Source organism: Acidovorax benzenivorans (genome assembly GCF_028680575.1).
Classification (GTDB): domain Bacteria; phylum Pseudomonadota; class Gammaproteobacteria; order Burkholderiales; family Burkholderiaceae_C; genus Acidovorax; species Acidovorax benzenivorans.
This window is the reverse complement of the sequence record NZ_JAPCKI010000007.1, coordinates 46993-67313: the sequence shown is the minus strand read 5'-3', so window position 1 is coordinate 67313 and position 20321 is coordinate 46993. Positions and strand designations below refer to the sequence as shown.

Below are 20321 nucleotides of genomic sequence, written 5' to 3'. Positions count from 1 at the left end.
TCAGCCCTTGTGCTCACGAATGGCAGCGGCCAGCGCTGCAACGCCCGTGGCGATCTGCTCGGCGGTCGACGTGACGAACGACAGGCGCAGCGTGCGCGGGTCGGCGTTGTCGGCATAGAAGGCCGCGCCGGGCACAAAGGCCACGTTGCGTTCCACCGCCTTGGGCAGCAGCTCGATCGCGCTCATGCCTTCAGGCAGGCGCACCCACAGGAACATGCCACCGTCGGGGCGGTTCCAGTGCACATCCAGGCCCGCCATTTCCTTGGTCAAGGCGGTCAGCATGGCCTCGCACTGCTGCTTGTACAGCGCGCGGATGGTGGGCACATGGCGGTCCAGGAAGTTGCCCTTCATCACCTCGGCCACCAGGCGCTGGTTGTAGCCGGGCGTGTGCAGGTCGGCCGCCTGCTTGGCTTGCAGCAGCTTGGGGTAGACGGCTTTGGGGGCCACCACGAAGCCCAGGCGCAGGCCGGGGGCCAGTACCTTGGAGAACGAGCCCATGTAGATGCAGCCGTCGGGGTTGCGGGCCGTGAGCGGGGCGGGCGGAGGGGCGTCAAACCACAGGTCGCCGTAGGGGTTGTCTTCCACCAGTGGCAGGTTCAGCTCGGCGGCGGCGGCCACCAGCTCGGCGCGGCGCGCATCGCTCATGGTGCGGCCGGTAGGGTTCTGGAAGTTGGGCAGCACGTACAGAAAACGTGCCTTGTTCGCGCCGGTGCCCACCTTGGCACGCAGGTCGTCGATGAGCACACCCTGGTCGTCGCTGGCAACGGACACCACGTTGGGCTCCATGGGCGTGAAGGCCTGCAGCGCCCCCAGGTAGGTGGGCGTCTCCACCAGCACGCGGCTGTCGGTGTCGATGAGAATCTTGGCGATCAGGTCCAGCGCCTGCTGCGAGCCGGTGGTGATCAGGATCTGGTCGGCATCCACGTCCCAGGGCAAGAAGTCGGCAATCGCCTGGCGCAGCGGGCCATAGCCTTCGCTGGCGGCGTATTGCAGGGCGCCGGGGCCGTCGTTGGCCAATACGGCGGCCGAGGCTGCGGCAAATGCGGAGACCGGGAAGGTCTTGGGCGAGGGCAGGCCACCGGCCAGGCTGATGATGCCGGGCTTTTCCGTGACCTTCAGGATTTCGCGGATGACCGAGGGGTTCATGCGCTCGGCACGGCGTGCCAGGGTCCAGGTGCTGGTGGTGGGAAGGTCGTTCAGTTTCACTCTCGTCTCCTGCGGGTGGCCGCCTGGGCCGCTACGGTTGCAAAGTTGTCGTCAAAAAAAGGGTATGCAGCAGCCCTCTCAGGCGCTAAGTCAATCCACGATGAACAGGGTGGCGCCCTGTGGCGATGTGGACCGATGGGGTTCTGCATTGTCCGCCACCTGGTAACTCATGCCGGGTGTCAGGGTGTACTGGCGGCCGTCGGCCAGCTCGGTGTGCAGCTCTCCGCTCAGGCACAACAGCACATGGCCCTTGGTGCACCAGTGGTCCGATACATACCCCGGTGTGTACTCGACCATGCGCACGCGCACATCACCAAACTGTTGGGTGCGCCAGAACGCCTGGCCAGCCTGCGCGCTTTTTTCTTCGCGCGGCACGGCGGCCCAGTCGGTGGTGGCAAACGGGATGTGGTGCATCTTCATGTGGCGGGCCTTGGTGTGGTGTGGACGGGCATCCTCTTGCCCAGAAACACCGTGGCAATCACGGCAATGGCAAATACCAGGGTGACGGCATCCAGGTGTTCGCCCAGCAGCGGCACGGCAAACAGCAGGCTCAAAAACGGCTGGATCAGCTGGATCTGGCTGACCCGCACAGCACCCAGTGCCAGGGCGCGGTACCACGCGAAGAAGCCGATCCACATCGAGAACAAGGCCACGTACAGAAAGCCCACCCAGCTCATCGCGCCAATGCTGGAGGGCACCGCCGGGGCAAACCACCATGCCACCGGCAGGGTGAGTGGCAGGCAACAAACCAGCACCCAGCAAATCACCTGCTCGGCCCCCAGGCGGGGCGTGAGGCGGGCGCCGCCGATGTAGCCCAGGGCACCCGTGGTCATGGCGATCAGCAGGTAGATGTTGGCCGCGCCCAGATACAGGCCGCCTGCACGCCACACCATGAAACCCAGCACCAGCCCGCTGCCCAGCACCGCACAGGCCCAGAAGCCTGCCGAGGGCCGCTGCCGGTACCACAGTGCACCCAGCAGGGCGGTGGACAGCGGCAGCAGGGCCGTGACCACGGCGCCGTGGGTGCTGGGCACATGGCGCAGTGCCAGTGCCAGAAACAGCGGGAACCCCACGATCACGCCGAAGGCTGTGATGCCCAACAGCGGCCACTCGGCCCGGGTCGGCCGGTTCAGGTGCCCTTGCGCGCGCTGCCACAGCAGGTAGCCAATCGACAGCAAGCCCGCCACGGCGGCACGCCCGAAGGTGACAAACCAGGGGGACAACTGGGGCGCATCGGTAGAGCCCACCGCCAGCCGTGTCATGGGCAGCGTGGCTGCAAACAGCGTGACACCGACCAGGCCCCAGAGCAGGGCTTCTTTTTCCTGTGTGCGGTTCATAGCGTGAGCATCCAGTAGGCAGTGAGCACCAGCACCAGGGCCAGCGCACGGTTGAACCACAGCAGCCGTGTGCCCTGTGCCAGCCACTGGCGCAGCAGCGAGCCCACGAGCGCATAGACAAAATTGCTGGTGAAGGCGAACACCATCATCACGCCGCAGATGATGGCCAGGCGTTCTCCGGGATTGGCGGCGGGCTGCCCGGCGGCGTTGACCACCCAGCCTGCGCTCAGGGTGAGCGCCAGCATCCAGGCCTTGATGTTCACGAACTGCAGGCCCACGCCTTGCCAGAAGGTCACGTTCAGGCGCGAGGTGTCGATGGTGGTCATCTGGCCGGCGCGGCTGAGCTTGAAGGCCAGCCAGAGCATGTAGGCCACGCCCAGCAGCGTCACCGCCCAGCGCAGGGCGGGCACGCCGGTGATGAGGGCACCCAGGCCCAGCCCGCTGCCCAGCATGAGCAGTGTCCAGCCTGCGGGGACAGCGAAGCAAAAGCGCAGCGCGCGCTTGAGCCCCAGGTTGGCCGCCAGCGCGGTGGACAAGGTGGTGTTGGGCCCAGGCGAAAAGCTCATGGCGGTGCAAAACAGCAGCAGGGCGGTGAGTTCGGCGACGCTCATGGTGGGTGCTGGATGGGGTGGGGGACTTGTCGGGGGTCTGCCTTCAATGTAATCTTGCTACCAATACACAACCAGTACAGACAGTCGGCGCAGTTGCAAATCTGTATTGCCCGGCAAAACAATACACACAGGCGCCAGGCGGCGCACCTTGCAGGATGCCCCCATGCTGATGAAATCGTCCACCCAGTCGCTGACCGAACAACTGTCTGCCCGGTTTGCCGAGCGCATCCGCAACCGCCTGATGGCGCCGGGGGCGCGCCTGCCTTCGGTGCGCCAGTGTGCGCAGCAGCATGGGGTGAGCCCGTCCACCGTGGTGGCGGCCTACGACCAGCTGCTGGCGCAGGGCCTGGTGGAGGCGCGCAAGAACCGGGGGTTTTTTGTGCGTGAAAGTGGCCGTGTGGTGGATGCGCCAGACGGTGACCCTGACACACGCGCTCGCCCCGACGACCTGGCTCTGGAGAGTGCAGCGGCCAACTGGAGCACTGCGCACTGGTTTGCGGCGCGTGCCGCCGGCCGCGCGGGTCCAGGGGTGTCGCCCGTCAACGCCACGGCGCTGATCCGGGGCATGTTCCACAAGATCAGCGACAAGCCCCAGCCCGGCATGGGGGTCTTTCCACCCGACTGGCTGGAGTCCACCTTCATGCCCGCTGCCGTGCGCAAGGTCACCAACTCGCGCGCCTTGCAGGAGTTTTCGCTGCAGTATGGCGAGCCGCTGGGCGATGCAGGCCTTCGGCGCGTGCTGGCCAAGAAGCTGTCCACGCTCAACGTGCATACGGTGCCCGAAAACATCATCACCACCGTGGGGGCCACCCATGCGCTCGACATCGTGAGCCGCACCCTGCTGCGCCCGGGCGACCCGGTGATGGTGGAGGAGCCCGGCTGGGCGGTGGAGTTTGCGCGCCTGGCCGCTTTGGGCATGCACATCCTGCCCGTGCCCCGCCGTGCGGACGGGCCCGACCTGGAAGTGATGGCGCGCTACTGCGAGGTGCACAAGCCCAAGCTCTACGTGAGCGTGAGCGTGTTCCACAACCCCACGGGTTACTGTCTGTCGCCGGGCAGCGCCCACCGCGTGTTGCAGTTGGCCAACCAGCACAACTTTCATGTGGTGGAAGACGACACCTACAGCCACATCGCGCCGGAGCACGCCACGCGCCTCACGGCGCTGGATGGCCTGCAGCGCACCATCTACGTGAGTGGCTTTGCCAAGATCCTGGCGCCCAACTGGCGCATTGGCTTCATGGCCGCGCCGCCCGCGCTGGTGGAACAATTGTTGGACACCAAGCTGCTGGCCACATTGACCACCCCGGCGCTGCTGGAGAAAGCCCTGGCGCTGTGCATCGAGCAGGGCCAACTGCGCCGCCACGCCGAACGCATCCGCACCCGGCTCGATGCCGCACGTGCGCGCAGCGTCAAGCTAGCCCTGGGTGCGGGGTGCACCTTTGCGGCCGAGCCGGTGGGCCTGTTTGGCTGGGTGGAGACGGGGGTGGACACCGATGCGCTGTCGCAGCGCATGCTGGACGAAGGCTACCTGCTGGCGCCCGGTGCGTTGTTCCATGCAGAGCGCAAACCCAGCACGCTCATGCGCATCAACTTTGCGACGACGCAGGAGGCCGCGTTCTGGAAGACGTTCGCCCAGGTGCGCGACGAGCAGGCGAGGTAAGTAGCCGAGAGCGGCTTACAGCTTACCCGTGCATGGCGGGTGCTTCATCGTGTTGTCGGCTCGAACCCGCGTGCGGCCCATACCAGTGCCACCGCGTAACTGGCTCCGCCAGGCCGCTGGTGGCGTCCCCTTTGGGGGGAAGATGCGCAGCGGCCCAGGGGGAGCTTATTTCCTGTCCACTTCCAGGTCAGACAACACCCGCAGCAGCGCGCGGTTGACCTCTTCCAGGTCCATCTCGAAGGTCTCGCACAGCTGGCGGATGGCGCTGGCGTCGTCCGTCTCCAGCGCGCAGGCCATCTGCAGGCCACCGGTGTAGGGGCCGGTGCGCAGCACGGTGGCGTCGTAGATGCGTTCGGACAGGGGCAGGCGCTTGAGGATGGTGCCCAGCGGCTCGCCCAACAGCTCATCGAGCTGGGAGAGCAGGCCACACAGGTAGATCTCGCGGCGCAGGTCGTTCTCGATGCCCGCGTCCAGCAGCCGCGCAGTGAGCTGGGCGCGGATCACCATGGCTTCGCGCACGGGCTGCATGTTGGCCTCGGTGCTCGCATGGGGCAACTGGTCGGACAGCCAGCGCTTGATGGAGCTGTAGCCCATCATCACCAGGCCCCGGCGCAGCGAGTCGATGCCCGTGCGCAGGCCCAGGGCGGCCGAGTTGGTATAGACCATGAAGCGGTACGCAAGCAGCGGATCCTCACCCATGATGTCTTCAAAGGTTTCCAGCGACTGCTCGTCGTCGATGGCCTTCATGAGCTTGAAGATCACTGCGTGCGACGGCTGCTGCGGGTGGTGGCGCAGGCTGTACAGCACGTCTTCCGTCGGCCACCCGGCCAGCGCCATCGCGTTGCCCTGGTCCAGGCAGTGGTCCATGAGGGCCCGGCTGGCGATGTTTTCGTACATCTGGCCGGCCAGCACCGGGCTGGGGGTGCGTTTGGCGGCAGGTGCCGCTGCGGCGGCAGCACTACCGGGGCGTGGGGGCGTGGCCTGCAGTGCGGCCACGGCGTCTTCGGGGCGCAGGGTCAGCAGGCTGTTGTCGAAGCAGCGGGCGATCTCGGGCTCGGGCAGCTTGTCCATGTCGCCCCGCCACACCATGCGCAGCCCGCGCTGGTGAGCGGCCTTCACACGGTCATAGATGGCGGAGTCCGACAGCCACTCGCCGCGCACCTCGATCCAGGGCGCAGCCCGTGGCGCGTGTTCGAGCAGGTCGCACAGCAACTGGCGGGTCTGTGCCGAGATCAGCAGTGGCGGCGAGCTGGCCGACCACAGCTCCTGCAGCGTGCGCAGCAGGTGGCCGCCATCGACCGTTGCCGACGCCTCGTTGTGGGCATACAGCTGGATGCCAGCGAGTTTGCGGGCGCGGTTCCACAAAGGGCGGTAGCCCAGGATCAGGCTGCCAAGGACGGATTGGACCATGTGCTCTCAGGCAAAAAAACGGGGCCAGCCAGCGCGCGCGGGATGGGTGTCGCCACGTTGCACCAACCGGTGCTGAAGCCTGGCGGCACAGGGTGCGATGGGCGCTGCGCCCGAACACCCCCTGCCGCGCGGGCTCCTAGCCAATAAAGTTGAACAGCGACAACTTCTGAACCTGCGCATAGGACTTGAGTGCAGCCTCATAACCCACCTGCTGGTTCTGGAAGTCGGAAATGCCCTTGATCATATCGAGATCCTCCGCCCGCGAACGGTCGCCTTCGAGCTGGATGGAGCGCTTTTCCTGGTCGCCGGTGATGCGGTCTGCGCGGTTGAGCAGCTCGCCTGCGTAACTGCGCATGTTGTGCACGCGTTCCAGTCCGATATCGATGTTGGCCAGTGCTTGCCCCACGGCCTGGATGGCGCCGTTGTTGTTGGGAGCGTTGCGGATGCCGTTGATGGCGCTGTCCAGTGTGCTGAACATGCTGGCGCTGGGCTGCAGGGTGATGGTGTCCCCGTTGGCGGGGTTGCCCTTGATATCGAAGGACAGCCCCGGAATGCCGGGAACTGAAATGGTGACCGGCTTGTCGGTGGGGTAGTCCGGCACCACCACGGGGGCAGATACGGCGCCTGTGGTGGTGTTGGTGATGGTGTACGTGGCCGTGCTGGTGCCGGTGGTGGCGCCCGGACCCACCGCGCTGAAGGCAATGGTGTAGTTGTCGCCCGTTACCAAGGCCGTGTTGGTGGGCGTGATGGCCGTGGTGGTGAGCTGTCGGCCTACCGGGATGGTGCTGACTCCGGCGGCATAAACACCGTCGCGGTTGGGGTCGAACATAAAGGCAGAGTCGCCGTCGAGCGTCCCCGGCACCGTCACGCCGCTGCTCGCCGTTTGACCAGGCAAGCCCTGGAAGTCGTAGTCGGGCGAGCTGCTCAGTGGACCCAGGAACGGTGCCAGCGCGCTGCCCAATGCACTCAGCAAGGGGATGCCGTTGGTGTCCTTGCGGTTGGCAACTTCCAGCAGCTGTTCCCGCAAGCCCTGCAGCTGGTTGGCCACAGTGGCGCGGTCGTTGGGGGTCATGCTGGCGTCGCCCGCACTGACCACCAGCTCCCGAAAGTTCTGGATCAAATTCACTGCGTCGCCCAGTGAGGATTCCCCCTGCGCGATGGCGTTGCGCTGGGTCTCCAGCGCACGTTGCTCGGTCTGGATGCGCGACAGGCGGTTGAGCGCACGCTCGGCCTGCGCGGCAGACACGGGGTCGTCGCTGGCCCGCACCACGCGCTTGCCCGAGGTCAGGTTTTCCTGCAGGTTGCTCAGGCTGGTCTGGCGCGCGCCCAGGTTGCGCAGCGCGTTGTCGTACATGTTGGCCGTGCCAAGGCGGTAGATGTTAGTGCTCATGTCGAACTCCTCTGGCGGGGACTATGGTCATCGGCCCAGGCCCTGGATCAGCGAATCAAAAATGTTCTGCGCAATCTGGATCATCTTGGCAGACGCCTGGTAGGCCTGTTGGTATTGGATCAGCTTGGCGGCCTCTTCGTCCAGGTTCACGCCCGACACCGCCGTGCGGTCGCGCTCCAGGTTGGCAGCGATGGTGGTGGACAGCTGTTCTGCAAACTTGGCGCTTTGCGTGCGTGTGCCTACCTGTGCAATGGCGCCAGCGTACCCGTCCGTGAGGGTGGACTCGTCAAACATTTTCACGTCGCGCAGGCCCATCAGCGCACTGGCATTGCCCGCATTGCGGGTGTAGGTGTCACCGTATTGCGGGTCCAGCGCGTTGCCGATCACCACGGTGTCGCCCGTCTTGGGGGTGCCCTGCAACGTGATTTCCCACCCGTTGATCGAGATAGGCTGGCCCGAGGTGTAGGGCTGCGCAGTCGCCAGCGAGGTGGGGGGCGTGGTCCCGCGGTCGAGCACGTCGTAGGTCGTGGGCGGCCCGGCGGTGAACTGCAACTGGATACCTCCCAGGATGGGCGGGATGGCTGCTGGGTTGGCATTGGCCGGCAGCACCAGCCCCGGCGGGTTGGGCAGGCCCGTGGCCTTGAGGCTGCCCAGCTGCATGGTGCCGCCGTTGGACGTGCCCATGGCCGCGTTGATGGGGTTGGCTGCTGCCAGGTCGCGCGGCGAGTACACCAGCGCCTGGATGTTGTTGGCAGCCGTGCTGAACGGCTTGAACAGCATGCGCTCGCCCGGGTTGCCAGGCGTGGTCAGGTTGAAGTTGAGCCCGTCGATCTGCAGCGTGGCCAGGTTGGCCGCGTCGGTGAACGGGGTTGATTTGCCGTCGGACAGGCGCACCACCTGCCCGGCCGTACCGGTGGTGAAGCGGATCTCATAGTCGGACGCTGCAAACTGCGTAGGGCCGGTGAACGACACCGTGCCCACACCCGCGCCGTTGGTGGAGCCCGGCATGCTGGTAGGCAGCGCGAACAGGTCCTTGCCCGGCACGCCATCCAGCGTCAGGCCCAGGTTCTGCTGCTCGTTCATCGTCATGCCGATGGCCAGCGCCATGCGGCCCAGCAGGTTGCGCCCTTCGGTCAGGTCCGTGTTTTGAAAGCGCAGCAGGCCCGAGACGGTGCCGCCGCCCAGCACGTTCTCGTCCAGTTCGACGGGGGTGGCACCGGGGCGGTTGAAAAACAGCTTCGACTGGCCGCTGCCAGGGAAGGCCGTGGCGTCATCAATCGACAGGGTGGTGGCCGTGGAGCCCAGCACCAGGGGCTGACTGCCTGCCACGAACAGCCCCACGGTGCCGTCATCCGCCGGGATCTGGGTGGTCTGCACATACTGGTTGATGTCGCGGATGATCTGGTCGCGCTGGTCCAGCAGGTCGTTGGGGCTTTGACCGTTGCCGGTGGCGCGGGCGATCTGCTCATTGATGGCCGCCATCTGTGCTGCCAGGCTGTTGATCGCAGTCACGCTGCTTTGCAGCTGTTCCTTGACGGTGTATTCGATCTCGTTGATCCGGTCGCTCGCCGTGCGCATGCGTGCGGCCGTTTCGTCCAGCCGCGTGAGCACCACCGTGCGCGCGGTGATGTCGGTGGGGCTGCTGACCACATCCGAGAATGCGTTCATCATGTCATTGATGGCGGCGCCCAGGCCTTGGGTGCCGCCGCTGAACACTTCCTGCAACTGGCTCAGGCGCTCGGCACGCACGGCATCGGCTGCCTGGGTCGATCCGGCAGCGGCCGACTGGCGCGTGAGCAGCTCGCTCTGGTTGCGCAAGATGGTCTGCACATCCACACCCTGGCCGATGTAACCACCGCCCGTGAACTGGCCCTGCACGGTTTGCAGCACCACCGTCTGGCGCGAATAGCCGGGCGTGTTGACATTGGCGATGTTGTGGCCTGCCGTCTGCAGGGCCACCTGGTTGGCCAGCAGGGCGCGGGCGCCGACGTTGAGCAGACTCATGGCTTACCTCGGTTCTTCTCGTCCATCACGCTTGGGCACGTTGCACGCGCAGCGCACTGTTGATGGCGCCGCTGAGCTTCTTGGCGTACTCGGGGTCGGTGGCGTACCCGGCCTTTTGCAGCTCGGCCGCGTAGGCCACGGCAGAGCCCGTCTTGGCCGTGGCCTGGGCTTTTTCATAGCGCGGGCTGTCGGTGATCAGCTTGGCGTAGTCGCGGAAGGAATCTTCGTATGAGTCGTACGCGCGGAACTTGGCCACCACCTTGCGCGGTGTGCCGTTGATGTATTCGGTGGTGGTGACCTCGGCCACCTTGCCAGTCCAGCCCTTGCCCGCCTTGATGCCGAACAGGTTGAACGAGGTGCCGCCGTTGGCGGTCTTGATCTCGCTCTTGCCCCAGCCGGTTTCGTGCCCGGCCTGGCCCAGCATGAAGCTGGCGGGAATGCCGCTCTCTTGCGCCACGCGCTCGGCGGTGCCGCTCAGGTGCTGCACGAACCCTTCGCGGCCCTTGGGAACGGGCAGGGTGGTATCGACGGACGATGTGGTGGCGGAGGTCGCAGACCGGGGCTGCGCCTGCGGCAGGCTCAGTGTGGACGGCACCGAAAAGTTGGCATCCGCCCCCCCCATCTGGCGCGAGAGCTGGCGGGCGATGGCTTCCGACAGGCCGCCCTGCAGGCCCGACATGTTGACCGACAACTGCTGGTCCAGCATGTCCTGGCCCAGGTTGGCCTGCTCGCCCTCCATGAGGCCGGACTTCATCGTGGCGTCGCGCATGCTCTTGATGAGCTCGCGCATGAACAGCGATTCAAACTGCTTGGCCGCCTCGCGCGTGACCTGTGAGCTGTTGCTGGTGCCCGCTTCGTATTTGAGGGAGTTGAGCGAGCGGATATCGACCGCCAGCGCGTTCGACGGGCTGGTGGTGCTACCGGAGGACGGGAGGGTGAGGGCCATGGTCAAGCCTCTTGCGGTGGGTCACCCACAGGCCGTGAACCCGGCGCGGCGCAGTCCAGTGCACCCGTGGAACTGGCTTTGCCAGGCCACCGGGTGCGTTCCCCTCCCGCAGGAGAGGGGGAAGGCGCGAAGCGACTCAGGGGGTGCTTCATTCAGATCACCTCCAGCTCGGCGTTCAGCGCGCCGGCGGCTTTGATGGCCTGCAGGATGGCCAGCAGGTCTCCGGGCGTGGCGCCCAGCGTGTTGAGGGCCTTGACCACGTCCGCCAGTTGCGGCGACGCGGGCATCTGGATCACGTTGCCCGGCTCCTGGTTGATGGTGATGTCACTCTTTTGCGTGACCACCGTCTGGCCCTGCGAGAACGCATTGGGCTGGCTGACCACCGGTGTGGAACTGATGGTGATCGACAGGTTGCCGTGGGCGATGGCGCAAGGCCCCAGCGTGACCGCCTGGTTGAGCACCACCGACCCCGTGCGGGCGTTGATGACCACCTTGGCCGAGGGCACGGAGGATTCAAGCGGAAGCTCTTCCAGGTCGGCAATGAAGCCCACGCGGGCGCCGGGGTCGATGGGCGCGCGCACCTGCACTGTGCGGCCGTCCAGCGCGGTGGCCAGGCCGTTGCCCAGCTTGGCGTTGATCACCTGCGCCACGCGGCGGGCGGTCTGGAAGTCCGAGGCGTTGAGTCCCAGGTTGATGGTGTCGCCTTCGTTGAGGGGGGTGGGCACGGCCCGTTCCACCTGCGCGCCCAGCGGAATGCGGCCTGCGCTCAGGTGGTTGATCTGTACCTTGCTGCCACCGGCCGATGCGCCCGCACCGCCCACCACCATGTTGCCTTGGGCCAGTGCATAGATTTCGCCGTCAGCGCCACGCAGCGGTGTGACGATGAGCGTGCCGCCCTTGAGCGACTTGGCGTTGCCCATGGATGAGACGTTCACATCGATCTGCTGGCCCGGCTGGGCAAAGGCGGGCAGTTGCGCGGTGACGATCACCGCCGCCACGTTCTTGAGTTGCAGCTGCGAGGCCGTGCCGGGCGGCAGGCTGATGCCCATCTGCTGCAGGTAGTTGGACATGGCCTGCGTGGTGTAGGGCATCTGCGTCGTCTGGTCGCCTGTGCCGTCCAGCCCCACCACCAGGCCGTAGCCGGTCAACTGGTTGCTGCGCACGCCCTGCACTGCCGCCACTTCCTTGATGCGCAAGGCCTGTGCGGGTGTTGCCAGGCCTGCGGCCACCAGGGCCAGCAGCAGCCACAGCGCGCGCACGGTGCGGGGCAGGGGGGAGTGGGACGAGGCTTTCATGGCATCCATTGTGGTGGGCCATGGCCAGAACTAAAACCCAAAAAGAAGCGGGTTCACCGGCTTATTGCATGGGTCCAGAGTGGGGCGAAACCGACCAATGGCGCACTGCGCACCCGGAGGTCACCATAAGATGAAATTTGAGAGAAATTGGCTGCTGGCGCTTATCTATATTGCGCAAACAGCTATTAAATTAATAGCATTCTCGATGCTCTGCACCGGAGGCACTGGCGCGGCCAAGGCGGGGGGCGCCGCGCAAGAGCCGCCCCCGCCGCGCTGGCGGCGTCCCCCCTCAGGAGGAGGCGCGCAGCGGCTCAGGGGGCTAGAACGGCGTGACGGTGTTGAAGAAGCGGCCCAGCCAGCCCATGGCCTGGGCTTCGTTCTGTGCGCCGCGTCCGCGCGACTCGACGCGCACATTGGCCACCTGGGTCGAGTTCACGATGCTGCCGGGTTGCAGCGCGCGCGGGTCCACCGTGCCCGAAAAGCGCAGCACGTCCACGTTCTGGTTCACGCCGATCTGTTTCTCGCCGGTGATGACCAGGTGGCCATTGGGTAGCACGTCCACCACGGTGGCGGTGATCGATCCGGTGAAGGTGTTGGCGCTTTCTGTGCCGCCCTTGCCGGAGAACGCATTGCCCGAGTTGGCACCTACGCCCAGCTTGTCGGTGAAGGTCTTGTTGGTGAAGGGTAGCGCCGTCACGCCAGCGGAGACTTCGGAGGTGCGGTCCACCGTGGACGAAGACTTCTGGCTGGCCGTCACGTTCTCCACGATCTGGATGGTCACGTTGTCGCCCACCAGGCGCGCGCGGCGGTCTTCAAACGCGGGGCGGTAGCTGGCGTTGTGGAACAGCCCGCCAGTGACCGGCGGTGTCGTGCGCGGTGCAGCGGCCAGCGGGGGTGGGGTGGTGGGCAGGATGTCCACTGGTGGCGGTGGCGACAGCGTGGCGCAGCCCGCGCACAGCAGCGCAGCGCCCACGGCGGGTACGCCCGCGCGCAGCGAGCAAAGCGCCTGCAGCAGGCGAAGGGAGCGGGTGAAAGTGCGCATGGCGAAGGTCCTGGGCAAAAGCGCGCGGGGCGTTGCGGTCACAGCTGGGCGAGCTTGGCGAGCATCTGGTCCGAGGTCTGGATGGCCTTGGAGTTCATCTCGTAGGCGCGTTGGGTCTGGATCATGGTGACCAGCTCTTCCACCACGTTGACGTTGGAGGCTTCCAGAAACCCCTGCTTGATGATGCCCAGGCCGTTCGTGCCCGGCGTCCCTTGCTGGGGCTGGCCGGAGGCGGCGGATTCCTTGAACAGGTTCTGCCCGATGGGCTCCAGGCCGGCGGGGTTGATGAAGCTGGCCATGGCCAGGTTGCCCACGGTCTGCGGCTGTGTGTTGCCGGGGACCGTGACCGCCACAGCGCCTTCGGCACTGATGCTGATGCTGGTGGCGTTGGCCGGGATGGTGATGCCGTTGACCACGGGCAGGCCGCTGGACGTGACCATGCGGCCCTGGGCATCGACCTGGAACGAGCCGTCGCGGGTGTAGCCCACGGTGCCATCGGGCATGGTCACTTCAAAGAAGCCGTTGCCGTTGATGGCGACATCCAGGTTGTTCTTGGACTCCTGCAGGCTGCCCTGCATGAAGTTGCGGCTGGTGGCCACGGTGCGCACGCCCAGGCCCAGGTGCAGGCCGGTGGGCAGTTGGTTTTGTTCGGTCGTGTTCGCACCCACCTGGCGCAGGTTTTGGTAGATCAGGTCTTCGAACACCGCGTTGTTGCGCTTGTAGCCGGTGGTGGAGACGTTGGCCAGATTGTGCGAGATGACATCGAGCTGGGTCTGCTGGGCAGACATGCCGGTCTTGGCGATCCAGAGGGAGTTGATCATGGTGCTTCCTTAGGGCGGGTGCGTGCGTTGGTTGGCAGTGGCATCAGCCGTTCATGCTCAGCAACTGGCTGGCGGTCTTGTCGTTGGTTTCGGCGGTCTGCAGCAGCTTCATCTGCTGCTCGAACTGGCGCGATGCAGCGATCATTCCGACCATGCATTCGACCGGGTTCACGTTCGAGCCCTCCAGCGCGCCCGACAGCATGCGCGCGTTGGCGTCGTTGGGCATGGGGTCGCCCGATGCGGTGCGAAACAGCCCGTCGTCACCACGCTTGAGCGGGTCTTCGGGCGTGGGCGTGGCCAGCTTGAGGCGGCCAATGGCCTGGGCGGGCTGGCCCGGGATCTTGGAGGTCAAGGTGCCGTCGGACCCGAGCGACACATCGGCCCCGGGCGGCACGTCGATGGGCGCTCCGCCATCGGACAACACGGGCAGCCCGGTGGGGGTGAGCAGTTGGCCGGTGGCAGACACCTCGAAGCTGCCGGCGCGGGTGTAAGCCTCGGTGCCATCGAGCCCCTGCACCGCAAACCAGGCATTGCCTGCCGCCATGGCATCGAGATTGCGGCCGGTGCGTTGCACGGGGCCGGGGGTGTTGACGTAGCCCGAGGTGGCCTCCAGCGCAAACACGCGCGTCTTGGCGCCGTCGCCTTGCAGTGGCACCGAGCGGAAGGTGGACATCTCGGCGCGGAACCCGCCGGTGGACACGTTGGCCAGGTTGTTGGACAACACCGCCTGCCGGTGCGCTGCGGCGTTGGCGCCTGTCATCGAGGTGTAGATGATGCGGTCCATGGGGGCTCTCCGGTGTCCTGGGCGGGTTCAGTAAGGGCTCAGCCGATCAACGCAGGTTCACCAGGGTGGACATCACCTGGTCTTGCGTCTTGATGGTCTGTGCATTGGCCTGGTAGGCGCGCTGGGCGGTCATCATGTTCACCAGCTCGGCGGTCAGGTCCACGTTGGAGTCTTCGAGCGCGCCCGAGCGCAGCGAGCCAAAGCTGCCATCGGTGGCCGTGCCTGCGACGGGCTGGCCTGATTCGAACGTGGCCACCCAGTTGTTGCTGCCCACCGAGGCCAGGCCCTGCGTGTTGCGGAAGCTTGATAGCGCGAGCTGGCCCTCGGCACGCGTCACACCGTTGGAGTAACGGGTCATGATCATCCCGTTGTTCTCGATGTTGATGCCGGTCAGCTCGCCCGAGGTGTAGCCGTCCTGGCTCAGGTTGGACACCGCGAATTTGGTGCCGAACTGGGTCACCTTGTCCAGGCTCACGTCCACGGTATAGGTGGGCAGGTTGTTGGGGTTGGGCGGCGTGGGGTTGACGGTGAGCGGCAGCGAAAAGCCCGTGGCGGGTGGCGTGGCCACCGGGCCGGTGATGGCGCCGTTGTTGTCGAATGTGATCTGGCCGATGGGCGTGGCCACCACGGGCGGCACGGCCGTGGGGTCGTCCAGGGCGTCATACACGTCCCAGGTGTTGTCGGTGGCGGTCTTCTGGAAGTACAGGCTCACCGGCTTGGCCACGCCCTGGCTGTCGAACACGTTGATCGACGTGCCGTACGTGGCGCGCGGTGTGGCCGGGATGGGGGGCGTGGCTGCAGGGTCGCCCGCCGCGTCGGTGGCGCGGGCGTCCAGGTTGAAGGCCGCCGTGATCTTGGTGGTCTGCTTGGCGGGGATTGGCTCGGCCGTCGGGAACACCATGGGGATGGGGTCAGTGCCTGTACGCAGGCCCGTGACCGGGTCCACCGGGTAACCCATCACCTTGGCGTTGTCGTTGGTGATCATGTTGCCTTCCTTGTCCAGCTTGAAGTTGCCGGATCGGGTGTAGGCGGCGGTGCCGTCGGGCAGGGTCAGGGTGAAGAACCCGTTGCCGTTGATGGCCACGTCCAGGCTGTTGCCGGTGATGCTCAGGTTGCCCTGGGTGAACTGCTGCGCCACGGCAGCCACTTCCACCCCGATGCCCGCGTTGGAGCCACCTGCCGAGCCGATGGCCGAGGCCACCATCTCGGCAAACTCGGCCCGCGAGGCCTTGAACCCGACGGTGTTGGAGTTGGCAATGTTGTGCCCGATGACATCGAGGTTCTTGCTGGCGGCGTTCAAGCCGGACAGGCCTTGCTGAAAACTCATGGTGTTCTCCTGTTGACGCGATACGAAGCAGGCTGGTGTTACACCAAGGCCTTGATCTGGCTGTAGTTGATGGTTTTGCCGTTGGACAGGCTCAGCACGAGCTGTCCGTCTTCGGCGCCTGCGGCCGTCACCTTGGCCAGGCTCAGTGCGGTGGAGTCCAGCTTGGTGGAGCCATTGACGGCCGTCACGCGGAACTGCAGTGCATCGGTGGCGCCGGTGTATTTGCTGGCGTCCCAGTCAAAGGTGTGGCGGCCTGCCGCCTTGGCGCCCAGGTCGATGGTGTCCACCACCTGGCCGCCAGCGGTTGTGACCTCGATCTTCACGTTGGTGGCGGCCGAGCCCAGCTCGAAACCGCCCTTGCCGGTCTTGTCGGCCACCGCCAGGCTGGAGCCCTCGGTCAGCACATTGCGACCCACCAGGGCGGTGCCCTGCATGACCTGCAGCGAGTTGAACTGCGCAGCCATGCTCTGCATCGTCTGGTTGAGTTGCTGGATGCCGGTCACCGTGTTGATCTGCGCGATCTGCGAGGTCATCTGGGCGTTGTCCAGGGGGTTCATCGGGTCCTGGTTGTTCAGCTGCGCAACCAGCAGTTTCAAAAAGCGGTCTTGCGCTGCAGCCGGGTCGGTGGACGCGTTGGCCTTGGTGCCGGACGAGTCCGTCACCGTGGGGGCGTTGGTGGCACTGAGAATCATGGTGGTGTCCTTCTTGGAGCAGGCTTTTGCCTTACTGGCCCATCTGCAGGGTCTTGAGGAGCAGTGACTTGGCCGTGTTCATGACCTCGACGTTGTTTTGGTACGAGCGCGAGGCCGAGATCATGTTGACCATCTCCTCGACCGCGTTGACGTTGGAGTGCGTCACATACCCTTGCTCGTCGGCCGACGGGTGGCTGGGGTCGTGTACGCGGCGGCCGGGCACATTGCTTTCGCTGATGCCGCTGACCTTGACGCCCGCAGAGCTGTCGGCTCCCATGGGCACTGTCTGGAACACCGCCTGGCGAGCCTTGTAGGCCTGGCCGTCGGGGCCGGCCACAGCGTCCACGTTGGCCAGGTTGCTGGCCACCACGTTGAGCCGTTGTGACTGCGCACTGATGGCGCTGCCGGACACATTGAAAATCGAAAACATGGACATGGAGTGGCTCGCTTTCTGCGTTGCAGGGCTGGCTGGTTATTGGCCCTGGATGGCGCTGAGCATGGTTTTGGCGTTGCCGTTGATGAACCGCAGCGTGGCTTCGTAGCGCACGGCGTTGTCCACGGCGTTGGCGCGCTCGCGGTCCAGGTCCACCGAGTTGTTGTCCAGGCTCGGCTGCGTTTGCACGGCATAGCCCAGGGCGCCCTGCCGGTCGATGCTGGTGCTGGAATTCACGGTGGGCAGCGGAATATGGTGCGGATCGGTGGTGCCTGCGGTTCCGTACGAGCCTCCGGTTGCCAGCCGCGTGACCGCTGCGCCAGCGATGCCTGTGGCGGAAGAAGTCATGCCCGTGGCCTCGCGCAGCGCATCGCCAAACTTGAAGTCGCGGGCCACGTAGCCGGGGGTGTCGGCGTTGGCAATGTTGCTGGCGATGGCGCGCTGACGTTCCCCGCGCAGCACCAGGGCGTTGCCGTGAAAATTCAGCTGGTTGGTCATCTTGTCAAGCATGTGTGCCTCACACCGTCGGTTGCAAAGGCGCCAGCCCCGGAGGGCTTTTTGGCGTTGCTCGATTATGGAAACCGCGCCTTTTTTCTAAAGCGCGAAGAAGTGGCAAATGGATGCGCAGTTCCGGGTTTTGCGCCCGGGCCATCTGCCTATAGTTCTTGGGGTGAAATGGCCCCTGCCTTCCTTAGCGCCCCGTGCGCGGGCAGCCTGGCCAGCCGATGTCCAGGAGGCCCCATGACCACTCGCTCCTTTTTTTCTCGTGCCAACAATGGCGCCGCGCTGCGCAGCGCCCCCCGGTCGTCGCTGGCTGCGCGTGCTGGTGCCGTGGTGCGCGCGCTGTGCCTGGTGGGTGCCGTGGCTGGGGCCGCGCTGGGTGCCGGTGGGGTCGCACAGGCCCAGTCGGCGGCAGACCCGGCGGCGGACCTGGGCCCGCTCACCCAGCGCTGGCTGGACGATGCGTTGGCTCGCAACCAGTCCTCCGCGCTGCCGTTGCGTATGGAAGTGAGCGTTGGCTCACTGGATTCGCGCCTACGGCTGGCGCCCTGCGCGCGTGTCGAGCCCTATCTGCCCGTAGGGGCCCGCCTGTGGGGCCGGACACGCCTGGGGCTGCGCTGTGTGGAGGGTGCCACCGCATGGAATGTGTTTTTGCCCGTCACCATCAAAGCGTTTGGTCCGGCCTGGGTGTTGACCAATAATGTGGCGCCGGGCGCCGCGTTGACGGCCAATGACGCCACCGAGGCCGAAGTGGACTGGGCGGCCGATGCCTCTCCCGTCCTGGCCAACCCCGACCTGTGGGTGGGCCAGACCGCTGCCCGCCAATTGGTGGCAGGGCAGGCGGTGCGCCAGGCCATGGTGCGCGCGCCGCTGCTGTTCAAGGCCGGTGCGCAGGTGAAGGTGGTGGCGCAGGGGCCGGGCTATGCGGTCAGCTCTGCGGGCCAGGCACTGACCGCAGGCTCCGCCGGGCAGACTGTGCGCGTACGCATGGAGAATGGCCGTATAGTGAGTGGTACTGTGAGTGATTCTGGGACAGTGGACGTCACTCTGTGATGACGTCCCGGTAATAAATGGCTAAAGTCCGGGCCAAACGGGTCGAAAACATTGCTACTGATGCCCCACATCCAACGGGGTGGTGGAGAGAGCGATGAAGATAGGTCAAACACCGGAACTGCCGGGCGGGTTGCCGCCGACGGGGCTTGCCAAGCAAGCCAAGGCCCCAGCAAGCGCTGCTGAAGGCGCCACCAAAGACGCGCTGGTTGCGTCATCCGTCGGTGTGCCTGTCACTGTTTCCACGGCTGCCCGGGCGCTCAGCCCCACGACCCGCAGCACGGCAGATTTCGATGCAGGCAAGGTCAAGGCCGTGCGCGCCGCTATCGACAAGGGTGAATTTTCGGTGGATGCCGAAGCCATCGCCGACAAGCTGTTGTCCAACGCCCAGGAGATCCTGTCCCGCTCGCGGGGTTGATCGGCGTTTTGCTCCCAGGCGCAATCCATCGCACAATGCGCCATGTCTCTGGAAGAATCCCTCTCGGCTGTTGAGCAGCTGATCGAACAAGTCTCCACCGCACTCCTGGCGGCAGATCCCACCTCCCTGGAAAAACACAGTACGGCCCTGCGTAATGCAGCGGCCGATTTTTCGCGTGCGCTGGAGCAGGCGGCTGCGCGGGGTTTGCCCTTGCCGGCGTCGCTGCAAAAGCGCGCGGATGCCATCCGTACCATGCTGGTTGTGCACCGCGAGAGCTTGGCCCGGCTTGCCGCCAGCACCGACCGCCAGGCCGCGGGCTTGCTGCCACCCTCCAACGCGGCCGCTACCTATGGTGATGGCCTGGGGACACGCGGTGCTGCGCCGGGCGTGGCGCGCATCTACCGCTCGGCGGGCTGAGCTTCACCCGTTTTTCAGAAGGGGTTGTGGGCCAGGTCGCCACAGGCGGCGCCCCGTAACCCTATGGACGTGCGCCACAACCTGCGTGGCGCCTTGTATCGGCCGGTTATGTGCGCTCAGTGCGCACGCATCTTGGCCCGCAGCCGGGCGATCGACTGGCTGTGCAACTGGCACACGCGCGACTCGGTGACGCCGAGCACGGCGGCGATCTCCTTGAGGTTCATGTCATGTTCGTAGTACATGCCCATGATGTACTGCTCGCGCTCGGGCAGCGTTTTGATGGCGTTCACCAGCGACGTTTTGAGTCGCTGGTCGCGCAGCAGCTCCACCGGGTCGGCTGCGCTGTCGGCAACGTGGCGGTCCAGAAATCCGTCCTCGTCGTCGTTGCCATGTGTCATGTCTTCCAGGTACACCAGTTGGGTACCACGGACCTTGCCCAGCAGATTCTGGTAGTCCGCCAGGTTCATGCCCATCTCGCCCGCTATTTCTGACTCCAGCGGGCTGCGGCCCAGCTTTTGCTCCAGCCGGTGCACGGCGTGTTCAATGTCTTTCTGGCTCTTGCGCGAGCTGCGGCTCATCCAGTCACCCTCGCGCAGCTCGTCGAGCATGGCGCCCCGGATGCGCTGGGTGGCAAAGGTTTCAAACTGCACGCCTTGAGCGACTTCGTAGCGCGACAGGGCGTCGGCCAGGCCCATCATGCCGACCTGGATCAAGTCATCCAGCTCCACATTGGGAGGCAGCTTGGCGATCATGTGGTGCGCAATCCTCCGCACCAGCGGTACATGCTGGCGGATCATGGCATCGCGATCAAGCTGGCCTTTGGCGGTGTACATAGAGAGGGTGTTATGCACTGGTAGGGCGGGTATGCGATCTTGTTCTGGAGCCGCTTGAGGGGGGCATCGCCCGATGCTCACCCGCCGCTCGGGGCCAGCGACTTGCCGAGCCGTTTAGAGCGTTTCGGGTGAACGTGGGTACGT

21 protein-coding genes are annotated in these 20321 nt (G+C 65.7%); 4 read left to right on the top strand and 17 right to left on the bottom strand.

The annotated features are described in order from the left end of the window. The 4 genes from OIN59_RS14050 to OIN59_RS14035 form a co-directional block, all read right to left on the bottom strand. Entirely contained in the window at positions 1–1206 is a 1206-nt protein-coding gene (locus OIN59_RS14050; RefSeq protein WP_274111331.1) for an aminotransferase-like domain-containing protein, read from the bottom strand. 90 nt (positions 1207–1296) lie between these two features. Beyond that, the gene (locus OIN59_RS14045) at positions 1297–1626 is read right to left on the bottom strand and encodes a DHCW motif cupin fold protein (protein WP_274111329.1); all 330 of its coding nucleotides are present in this window, start codon (positions 1624–1626) and stop codon (positions 1297–1299) included. Then, positions 1623–2543 carry a DMT family transporter gene (locus tag OIN59_RS14040; RefSeq protein WP_274111327.1) on the bottom strand — a complete coding sequence of 307 codons (921 nt, stop codon included), beginning with the start codon at positions 2541–2543 and terminating at the stop codon, positions 1623–1625. The genes OIN59_RS14045 and OIN59_RS14040 overlap by 4 nt, the downstream gene beginning before the upstream one ends. Beyond that, on the bottom strand, positions 2540–3154 hold the full coding sequence (locus OIN59_RS14035; RefSeq protein WP_274111325.1) for a LysE family translocator: 615 nt from the start codon (positions 3152–3154) through the stop codon (positions 2540–2542). The genes OIN59_RS14040 and OIN59_RS14035 overlap by 4 nt, the downstream gene beginning before the upstream one ends. Before the next feature lie 163 nt (positions 3155–3317). Between OIN59_RS14035 and OIN59_RS14030 the strand changes: the two genes are divergently transcribed. Further along, positions 3318–4814, top strand: a complete 1497-nt coding sequence (locus tag OIN59_RS14030; protein ID WP_274111323.1) for an aminotransferase-like domain-containing protein — start codon at positions 3318–3320, stop codon at positions 4812–4814. Between the two features lie 165 nt (positions 4815–4979). On the opposite strand, the gene OIN59_RS14025 is transcribed toward OIN59_RS14030, so the two are convergent. The 12 genes from OIN59_RS14025 to flgB form a co-directional block, all read right to left on the bottom strand. Beyond that, positions 4980–6224 carry an HDOD domain-containing protein gene (locus OIN59_RS14025; RefSeq protein WP_274111321.1) on the bottom strand — a complete coding sequence of 415 codons (1245 nt, stop codon included), beginning with the start codon at positions 6222–6224 and terminating at the stop codon, positions 4980–4982. Between the two features lie 136 nt (positions 6225–6360). Then, a complete protein-coding gene (gene flgL, locus OIN59_RS14020; RefSeq protein ID WP_274111319.1) occupies positions 6361–7614 on the bottom strand; it encodes a flagellar hook-associated protein FlgL in 1254 nt (417 codons plus the stop codon). Between the two features lie 27 nt (positions 7615–7641). Then, positions 7642–9618 carry a flagellar hook-associated protein FlgK gene (gene flgK, locus OIN59_RS14015; protein ID WP_274111317.1) on the bottom strand — a complete coding sequence of 659 codons (1977 nt, stop codon included), beginning with the start codon at positions 9616–9618 and terminating at the stop codon, positions 7642–7644. A 25-nt stretch (positions 9619–9643) separates the two neighbouring features. Continuing rightward, positions 9644–10564, bottom strand: a complete 921-nt coding sequence (flgJ, locus tag OIN59_RS14010; RefSeq protein WP_274111315.1) for a flagellar assembly peptidoglycan hydrolase FlgJ — start codon at positions 10562–10564, stop codon at positions 9644–9646. 152 nt (positions 10565–10716) lie between these two features. After that, on the bottom strand, positions 10717–11859 hold the full coding sequence (locus OIN59_RS14005; protein WP_407655101.1) for a flagellar basal body P-ring protein FlgI: 1143 nt from the start codon (positions 11857–11859) through the stop codon (positions 10717–10719). A 319-nt stretch (positions 11860–12178) separates the two neighbouring features. Then, positions 12179–12901, bottom strand: a complete 723-nt coding sequence (locus OIN59_RS14000) for a flagellar basal body L-ring protein FlgH (RefSeq protein WP_274111311.1) — start codon at positions 12899–12901, stop codon at positions 12179–12181. Positions 12902–12939: 38 nt separating this feature from the next. Beyond that, positions 12940–13722 carry a flagellar basal-body rod protein FlgG gene (gene flgG / locus OIN59_RS13995; protein WP_274111309.1) on the bottom strand — a complete coding sequence of 261 codons (783 nt, stop codon included), beginning with the start codon at positions 13720–13722 and terminating at the stop codon, positions 12940–12942. A 43-nt stretch (positions 13723–13765) separates the two neighbouring features. Further along, positions 13766–14506 carry a flagellar basal-body rod protein FlgF gene (gene flgF / locus OIN59_RS13990; RefSeq protein ID WP_274111307.1) on the bottom strand — a complete coding sequence of 247 codons (741 nt, stop codon included), beginning with the start codon at positions 14504–14506 and terminating at the stop codon, positions 13766–13768. Between the two features lie 46 nt (positions 14507–14552). Continuing rightward, positions 14553–15833: a flagellar hook protein FlgE gene (gene flgE / locus OIN59_RS13985; protein ID WP_274111305.1), complete on the bottom strand. Its 1281-nt coding sequence runs from the start codon at positions 15831–15833 to the stop codon at positions 14553–14555. Between the two features lie 38 nt (positions 15834–15871). Continuing rightward, the gene (locus OIN59_RS13980; protein ID WP_274111303.1) at positions 15872–16525 is read right to left on the bottom strand and encodes a flagellar hook assembly protein FlgD; all 654 of its coding nucleotides are present in this window, start codon (positions 16523–16525) and stop codon (positions 15872–15874) included. Between the two features lie 31 nt (positions 16526–16556). Next, on the bottom strand, positions 16557–16961 hold the full coding sequence (gene flgC / locus OIN59_RS13975; protein ID WP_274111301.1) for a flagellar basal body rod protein FlgC: 405 nt from the start codon (positions 16959–16961) through the stop codon (positions 16557–16559). 36 nt (positions 16962–16997) lie between these two features. After that, positions 16998–17468 (bottom strand): flagellar basal body rod protein FlgB, encoded by a 471-nt coding sequence (gene flgB, locus OIN59_RS13970; RefSeq protein WP_274111299.1) that lies wholly within the window; start codon positions 17466–17468, stop codon positions 16998–17000. Positions 17469–17699: 231 nt separating this feature from the next. Here flgB and flgA point away from each other — a divergent pair, with 231 nt between their 5' ends. The 3 genes from flgA to OIN59_RS13955 all read left to right on the top strand — a co-directional run bounded on the left by flgA (position 17700) and on the right by OIN59_RS13955 (position 19344). Next, positions 17700–18512, top strand: a complete 813-nt coding sequence (flgA, locus tag OIN59_RS13965; RefSeq protein ID WP_274111297.1) for a flagellar basal body P-ring formation chaperone FlgA — start codon at positions 17700–17702, stop codon at positions 18510–18512. A gap of 94 nt (positions 18513–18606) precedes the next feature. Next, positions 18607–18927, top strand: a complete 321-nt coding sequence (flgM, locus tag OIN59_RS13960; RefSeq protein WP_274111295.1) for a flagellar biosynthesis anti-sigma factor FlgM — start codon at positions 18607–18609, stop codon at positions 18925–18927. A 42-nt stretch (positions 18928–18969) separates the two neighbouring features. After that, positions 18970–19344 carry a hypothetical protein gene (locus OIN59_RS13955; RefSeq protein ID WP_274111293.1) on the top strand — a complete coding sequence of 125 codons (375 nt, stop codon included), beginning with the start codon at positions 18970–18972 and terminating at the stop codon, positions 19342–19344. Positions 19345–19460: 116 nt separating this feature from the next. Here the strand turns inward: OIN59_RS13955 and OIN59_RS13950 are convergent, their stop codons facing one another. Continuing rightward, complete coding sequence (locus tag OIN59_RS13950; protein WP_274111291.1) at positions 19461–20177, bottom strand: RNA polymerase sigma factor FliA; 717 nt, start codon at positions 20175–20177, stop codon at positions 19461–19463. Between the last annotated feature and the right edge of the window lie 144 nt (positions 20178–20321).